The following is a 294-nucleotide window of genomic DNA, read 5'->3' as shown; positions in this document are numbered from 1 at the left end:
CAGCCGCTCGCCCTGGCGCACCGTCGCCAGCCGCTCACCGAACGCCGGCCGGCCGAGCGTGACCTTGCAGAAGAACCGCAGTGCCGAGACCGCGAGGTTCATCTTGCCCGGCGAGGCGCCCTCGGCCGCCAGATGCAGCTGGTATCGCCGCAGGTCCTCCGGCTCGGCCCGGTCCGGCGAGCGCCCCAGGAAACGGGCGAAGTCGGCCACCACCCGGACATAGTCGTGCTGGGTCTTCGGCCCGAACTGGCGGATCGCCATGTCCTCGATCATCCGCTGGCGCAGCGGGCTCAT

The 294-nt window shown here is 71.4% G+C and carries 1 protein-coding gene; it reads right to left on the bottom strand.

Annotation, left to right across the window (positions count from 1 at the left end):
• Positions 1-294 (bottom strand): site-specific integrase (locus AAHM41_RS40435; RefSeq protein WP_342242292.1); only part of this gene is annotated, 294 nt, incomplete at both ends.

It is taken from the genome of Inquilinus sp. OTU3971, assembly GCF_038440215.1.
This window is presented reverse-complemented; position numbering and strand designations above follow the sequence as displayed.